The organism is Pseudomonas sp. K5002 (assembly GCF_013386655.1).
In the GTDB taxonomy this organism is placed as follows: Bacteria; Pseudomonadota; Gammaproteobacteria; order Pseudomonadales; family Pseudomonadaceae; genus Aquipseudomonas.
Genome location: NZ_JACARK010000486.1, coordinates 1 through 5,961, shown reverse-complemented (window position 1 = coordinate 5,961; position 5,961 = coordinate 1). Strand labels below are relative to the sequence as shown.

The following is a 5,961-nucleotide window of genomic DNA, read 5'->3' as shown; positions in this document are numbered from 1 at the left end:
TGTGGGCGCTTTGCGAGGAGCCCGGCGTGGCGCCGACTTTGGCCGCCTGGGCGGCGCACTCTTCGGTGGTTTTGCAGGGCAACGCGCCGGTGTCGGCGGCGTAGGCGCCGTAACTGCTGAACAGGGCAAAGGCGACGGCCAGGTGGATCAGGCTTTTTCTGCTATTCATGTGCAACGCTCCGGGAAAAATCACAGCAAGGGCAGGGTGTAGCTGACGATAAAGCGGTTCTGGTCGATATCGCTGCCGCTACCATTGCTGCGATACGTGCCATTGCGCCATTTCACTTCAAGGTTCTTCAGGGCACCGCTCTGGAACACGTAGCCGATATCGGTGTTGCGCTCCCACTCGGTGCCTTCCAGGGTTCGGGTACGCACGAAGTTGTCACCCTTGAGGTAGCGGGTCATGAAGGTCAGGCCGGGGATGCCGAGGGCGGCGAAGTCATAGTCGTAGCGGGCCTGCCAGGACTTTTCCTCGGGGTTGGCGAAGTCCGGCGAGATCATCACGTAGTTGACGAGGTAGGAGTCGGTACCGTCCAGGTGGGGGAAGCCGGTGGTGCCTTTCATGCGCTGGTAGGCGGCGCCGAACGAGTGGCCGTGGAGGCTGTAGGTGAACTTGGCACCGAAGGCCTGGTTGTCGATGTTGCTGTTGCCTTCCTTGCTGGAGTCGGCGTAACGCAGGTCGGTCTTGAACGACTGCGCGTCACCCAGTGGCAGGGTATGGACCAGGTTGAAGATGTGTTGCTTGTAGTTGTTCTCGAGGTTGGCGTAGTGGTAGCCGGTGACCAGGGTTTTGGTCCAGCTGTAGCTGGCACTGGCGAAGTCGAATTTATCGCTGGGCACGGCGCCCTTGATGCCTTTGCCGTCGACTTCGATGTCTGCATGGCCGCTGTCGTTACGCAGGGTGTTGCTGGTCAGGCGCCCGGCATCGAAGGTCAGGCCGGCGATGTCCTGGCTGGTCAATTGAGTGCCGCGAAAGGTCTGGGGCAGCAGCCGGCCATCGTTGGGCAGTACGGTCGGCAGCTTGGGGATCAGCGTGCCGAATTTGAGCACGCTTTTGGAGATCCGCGCCTTGGCGGTGGCGCCCATTCGACTGTAGCTGTCCGGTGCGCCATCCTCGCCCACGGGGAGCAGGCCGGTGTTTTGGCGGTCGGGGCTTGAGTCCAGTTTCAAACCCTGCAGGCCGATGGCATCGAGGCCAAAGCCCACCAGGCCTTCGGTGTAACCCGACTGGTAATTGAGGATCAGCCCTTGGGCCCACTCATCGCGCTTGGACTGGCTCGCGTTGGGCTGGCGGTAATCGCTGTTGAAGTAGAAGTTGCGAAATTCGAGGTCGGCCTTGCTGTCTTTGAAAAAGTCAGCTTCGGCAAAGGTTGGGAAGGCGAGGGTCAAACCGAGGGTGGCCGAAGTCAAGCCCAGGGTAATGGGGGATTTGTTCATTGTTATTCCCGTTGTCTGCTGCTTATTTTTAGAATTATCTGGCCGGACGGCGACAGGGAGACGCGTCCGGCTTGCGCAGGCTAACGAGTTGTATTGCAGATTGAAAATATATAGAAAGTGTTGATGCGAGACGAAAAAAGTATGAAGCGGATGCCCGATTTTTCAGACACTGAAGGGCCAATGTGGGAGCGGGCTTGCTCGCGAAAGCGGTGGATCAGTCAATACATCCGGTGACTGTCACACCGCATTCGCGAGCAAGCCCGCTCCCACACAAGCCCCAACATTTTGATCTGCGCTTTAGTGCATCTTGCTGTGATCCATGGTTTCCGTCGCATTCAACGCACGGGCTTGGGCCTTCACTTCGATCGACTGCTTTTCACCCTTGGCATTTTCCACGGTGACGGTCAGCGGCACCTGGTCGCCTTCCTTGATCTGGGCGGTGAGGTCGATCAGCATCACGTGATAGCCATCCGGGTCGAGCTTGACGGCCTTGCCGGCGGGCAATGGCACCGAGTCCACCGGGCCCATGCGCATCACGTCGTCCTTCATGGTCATCTCATGGATCTGCACGGTCTTGGCGACCGGCGACGCCACGCTGAGCAGTTTGCTGTCGCTGTCGGCGGTAACGGTCATGAACGCGCCGCTGGACGGCTGGCCCGGTACCGAGGCGCGTACCCAGGCGTCGGTGACCACTGCCTGTGCACTGGCGTGGGCGGCGAGGCCCAGCAGGGAGAGACCGAGGGCGAAGCGCTTGAGGTGTTGAACGGCAGTCATTAGCAGACCTCCATGACGGTGAGCAGGTCTTCTGCGCACTCTTTGGCGTTAAGCGAGGCAGACAAGCCCAGGCGCAGGGTGCCCCGGGTGTCGAACACAAAGCTGGTGGCGGTGTGGGAGAGGGTGTAGCTGTCGCCGGCGGGGATCTTTTCATAAAAGATCCCGAATTCCTTGGCGGCCACGGCGATTTCTTCCGGGGTGCCGTACAGCGCCTGGAAGCTGGGGTCGAAGGCCTTGACGTAGGCGTCCAGTATCTTGGGCGTGTCGCGTTCCGGATCCAGGGTGATAAACACCACCTGCATGATCTTGCCGTCGCGGCCCATCAGTTTTTTCGCCTGGGCCATGCGCGCCAGGGTGGTCGGGCACACGGCCGGGCACTGGGTGAAGCCGAAGAACACCACCGGCATCAAGCCACGGAAAGAGCTCAAGGTGACGGTCTCGCCGTCGGTGTTCTTGAGCTTGAAGGTACGGCCCATGATCTTGTCGCTCAGATCCTTGCCGTACTTGAAGTTCAGTTTCGGGCTGTTGTCACAGCCGGCCAGCAGGCCCAGGCCCAGCAATCCCATGCCGGAGAGGACTTTGCGGCGGGTGAATAACGTACTCATCAACTGTGCATCCTGTGAAGCGCCTGGGTACCACGAAGCGTTAAATCAGGCGAGGAGAGCGTGGCATTCTAACAACCCGGGCCTCTGGGCGTAATCTGCGACGTTCTGTCACAGGCCCTGCCGGGCAAGACCAAATGTGGGAGCTGTCGAGCTTGAGCGAGGCTGCGAAGGGATCGGCTCGGTATTCCTGCAAGACCGTGGCGCCTGCATCGCAGCCTCGCTAAAGCTCGACAGCTCCTACAGGGGGAATGGTAAAGTCGCCGCCATGAAACTCTCCCGCCCGGACCGTTCACTCATTGCCTGGACCCTGTATTTTTGCGTCCTGTTCAATGTGTTCGTCTGCGGTTTGGGCCATGGGCAGATGATGGGGCTTGAGCTCAATGGCCTGGGTGGGCAATTCTGTTCAAGCCTGGGCACCAAGGCGCCGGCCTCGGATGCCGGCCTGGGCAATCCGACGGCCAGCAGCTGGTCGAACTTCTTCGCCTGCCCGGTGTGCTCCGCCGTGACCCTGGGCATTGTCTTCCTGTTTTGCCTGGCCTGGCTGTTGGGCCTGGGGCAAAAGCCGCGCCCGGCCCATGAGCGGCGCAACAAGGCCCCTCCACGGTATTCCTGGCCCTCGGCCAACCCTCGCGCTTCCCCTGCATTCTGACGTGTGCCCCGGGCTTCCTGATACCAGGAGGCGTTCTATCGTCACGAGTGTGAGTGCGTTCCATGAGCTCTATCCTGCCTTCCGGCGCTGCCCGTCTGGTCAGCAAGGCGTCGCGCCGTCCGTCCCGCGGCGACGTGTTGCTACCGTCTGTCGAATACCCGAGTAATGCCCGCTGTTTCGTCCACCTGGATGCACGGTTACTGCCGTACTGGCACACCTTGTTCGACATCTGCCCCGGTTTGCTCAAGCTCGACCCGCCGGAGGGCTTAAACCTGTTTCGCAGCTTCATGACCTGGGCTTACCGCAACCGTCCCTCCCTGGACTGGACCTACCATGTAAACGTGTGCCGTTGGCTGCTCGGTTCGGTGTATCGCACGCAGATCGATGAAGAACCCATCGAAGCGTTCATGACGGCGGCGGCAGCCCGTTGGGTCAGCGATGACACCAGCCAGGCCCGGGGCGTGGTTGTGGCCTGGCAAGGCGCGCCGCTTCAGGTGGTGGACTGGAAGCCGGGCAGTGGCGTGGCGCTGCAAAGGCTGCCGCCGCTGCCCTGGGATTTCGCCTGGTGCACGTTGGACAGCCAGGGGCAGTTCAGCGGGTGGTTGCCGGTGCCTTGAGGTTCTGCTCAATCCATTGGGCAACGCTGGTCACGGCGATCTGTTGTTGCCCATTGAAGGTAATGGCAGGGTCCCAGGCCACGCCGTTGCCTTGGGCGAAGGCCACCCGGTATTTCATCAGGTTGTCCTCGGGTGCAGCGGCCAGTTCCGCTTCCAGGTAGCGCACCGACCAGCGTTCGCGTTTGAGGGTGAGCCCCAGTTGCGCATCCACGGTATCGGCCAGCTCGCCGTAGGTCAGGGTGTCTCCGGCGGTGTACACCACCTGATTGGTGATCGGCGGCGTGCTGAACAGGATGCGTGCCGTCAGCAGGCCGATGTCCTCAGGCGTGGTGACGGTGACAGCGGTGTCCCAATCTCCCAATGCATGCACGGTATTCTGCGCCAGGTCGACGACGCCGAAGGACGGTTCAAACAGGAAGCTGGTGAACATCCCGGTGGAGACAATCACCCATTGCGTGCCTTGCTGGGAGCGCAGCAAGTCGCGCACGTCAAGCTGTTCATCCCAGAGGTCCTGGGCCGAACCGCGGCCGATCACGTCGTAGTCCACACCGAACTGCCACGGTACATAACGTTTCACGCCGCCTGCGATGACCGCGCGGGTCAGCTTGCGCTGAGTGGCGGGGCCTGCGGCAAAGCCGATGCAACTGATCACGGTGTGATAGTCGGCGAACACCGTTGCCAGCTCGGCCTCGGAGCCATTGGCCAGGTCACCCGCCAGCAGCTCAATGCCCAAGGCGCGCAGTTCGATGATTTCCTGCTGTTTGGCCGGATCGGGGGAGTTCAGTGTGGCGGGGCGCAGCAACACCGTCACAGACACATTTTGCGGTGCAGCCAGGCGGGACAGTTGGCGCAGTACCGCCAGGCCCAGTTCGCCGGCGCCCAGTACAAGGATCGAAGCAGTCATAGGGGTCTCGGTTCAGGTGAAAGTCATGCCATGCTTGCAGAATTGCCGACCGCGCATAAGAAGGCACACCAGTGATACCGGGAGTAGAAGGTGGATAACGACGAGATCATCAGGCGCTCACAAGCCGCCTGTGAAGCCCTTAGCGCCGATGAAGACGGGCTCAAACGGCAGGTGCTGACCCATGCGGGAAACCGCTGGTCGTTGGGCATCGTGCACCTGTTGGGCGTGAACGGCCGGCTGCGCCACGCCGAGATCGGCCGACGCATGGAGGGCGTCACCCAGCGCATGCTCACGCGGACCTTGCGCCAGCTGGAGCGCGATGGCCTGGTGCTGCGCCATGACTTCCAGGAGGTGCCGCCCAAGGTCGAATACCAGCTATCGGAGTTGGGCAAACAGCTGCTGGTGCACATGATTCCGTTGTGGACGTGGGTGGTGGAAAATGCCGACGGATTCAGGCGATCCCGGGAGCAGTTCGACGCTGATCAGGCGCTGTGATCAAGACGTGGGCCGGCAGTCTGCACGTTTGCTCGCAGGCCCATCCTCGGGAAACAGGTGCGCATGCAGGTAGTCGATAAACACCCGCAGCTTGGGCGTTGGATGGCGGCCCGAAGGCCACATGATCCGGAAGTTCTCTGCTTCCGAACACGCCTCCAGCACCGGCACCAATTGTCCGCTGTCGAGCCATTCACGAATGGCGAAATCCGCCAGGTAGGCGATGCCGATACCTTGCACGGCAAAGCAGATGCGCGCTTCCAGGTTGTTGCATACCATCGCGGCGGGCAGTGGGAAATCAGCTTCCACCCCGTCCTGGCGCAGGGGCCAGCGCTGCATTTTGCCGGTGTTGGGGTAGCGGAACTTGATGCATGCATGCTGAGCCAGGTCTTCCGGCCGTTGCGGCGTGCCGCGCTCGGCGAGGTAAGCCGGTGATGCTACCAGCAGCATCCGGTAGCCGCCGATCAGGCGCGATGTGAGGCG

Annotated in this window: 8 protein-coding genes and 1 pseudogene; 3 read left to right on the top strand and 6 right to left on the bottom strand. The window is 61.5% G+C overall.

Features of this window, described 5'->3' with window-relative positions:
• From HX846_RS39665 to HX846_RS21300, 4 genes and pseudogenes are all read right to left on the bottom strand, one after another.
• Nucleotides 1-169, bottom strand: a pseudogene (locus tag HX846_RS39665) (argininosuccinate lyase); the annotation flags it as partial.
• A gap of 20 nt (nt 170-189) precedes the next feature.
• Complete coding sequence (locus HX846_RS21310; protein ID WP_008435327.1) at nt 190-1,437, bottom strand: OprD family porin; 1,248 nt, start codon at nt 1,435-1,437, stop codon at nt 190-192.
• A 297-nt stretch (nt 1,438-1,734) separates the two neighbouring features.
• The gene (locus HX846_RS21305; RefSeq protein WP_003207356.1) at nt 1,735-2,211 is read right to left on the bottom strand and encodes a copper chaperone PCu(A)C; all 477 of its coding nucleotides are present in this window, start codon (nt 2,209-2,211) and stop codon (nt 1,735-1,737) included.
• Complete coding sequence (locus HX846_RS21300; protein ID WP_003207358.1) at nt 2,211-2,816, bottom strand: SCO family protein; 606 nt, start codon at nt 2,814-2,816, stop codon at nt 2,211-2,213. Before HX846_RS21300 ends, HX846_RS21305 begins: the two co-directional genes overlap by 1 nt.
• Before the next feature lie 265 nt (nt 2,817-3,081).
• On the opposite strand from HX846_RS21300, the gene HX846_RS21295 reads away from it, so the two are divergent.
• Both HX846_RS21295 and HX846_RS21290 read left to right on the top strand, forming a co-directional pair.
• Entirely contained in the window at nt 3,082-3,465 is a 384-nt protein-coding gene (locus HX846_RS21295; protein WP_003207359.1) for a DUF2946 domain-containing protein, read from the top strand.
• A gap of 62 nt (nt 3,466-3,527) precedes the next feature.
• The gene (locus tag HX846_RS21290; RefSeq protein WP_177122353.1) at nt 3,528-4,082 is read left to right on the top strand and encodes a putative natural product biosynthesis protein; all 555 of its coding nucleotides are present in this window, start codon (nt 3,528-3,530) and stop codon (nt 4,080-4,082) included.
• On the opposite strand, the gene HX846_RS21285 is transcribed toward HX846_RS21290, so the two are convergent.
• A complete protein-coding gene (locus HX846_RS21285; RefSeq protein WP_003207363.1) occupies nt 4,057-4,986 on the bottom strand; it encodes an aromatic alcohol reductase in 930 nt (309 codons plus the stop codon). The genes HX846_RS21290 and HX846_RS21285 overlap by 26 nt on opposite strands.
• A gap of 90 nt (nt 4,987-5,076) precedes the next feature.
• Between HX846_RS21285 and HX846_RS21280 the strand changes: the two genes are divergently transcribed.
• The gene (locus HX846_RS21280) at nt 5,077-5,481 is read left to right on the top strand and encodes a helix-turn-helix domain-containing protein (protein WP_003207365.1); all 405 of its coding nucleotides are present in this window, start codon (nt 5,077-5,079) and stop codon (nt 5,479-5,481) included.
• Here HX846_RS21280 and HX846_RS21275 read toward each other — a convergent pair.
• Nucleotides 5,482-5,961 (bottom strand): LysR substrate-binding domain-containing protein (locus tag HX846_RS21275; RefSeq protein WP_256739849.1); only part of this gene is annotated, 480 nt, incomplete at its 5' end.

Coding starts and splice junctions, on each gene's coding strand:
- HX846_RS21310 (WP_008435327.1), bottom strand. CDS start 1,437: ATGAACAAATCCCCCATTACCCTGGGCTTGACTTCGGCCACCCTCGGT.
- HX846_RS21300 (WP_003207358.1), bottom strand. CDS start 2,816: ATGAGTACGTTATTCACCCGCCGCAAAGTCCTCTCCGGCATGGGATTG.
- HX846_RS21305 (WP_003207356.1), bottom strand. CDS start 2,211: ATGACTGCCGTTCAACACCTCAAGCGCTTCGCCCTCGGTCTCTCCCTG.
- HX846_RS21285 (WP_003207363.1), bottom strand. CDS start 4,986: ATGACTGCTTCGATCCTTGTACTGGGCGCCGGCGAACTGGGCCTGGCG.
- HX846_RS21295 (WP_003207359.1), top strand. CDS start 3,082: ATGAAACTCTCCCGCCCGGACCGTTCACTCATTGCCTGGACCCTGTAT.
- HX846_RS21290 (WP_177122353.1), top strand. CDS start 3,528: ATGAGCTCTATCCTGCCTTCCGGCGCTGCCCGTCTGGTCAGCAAGGCG.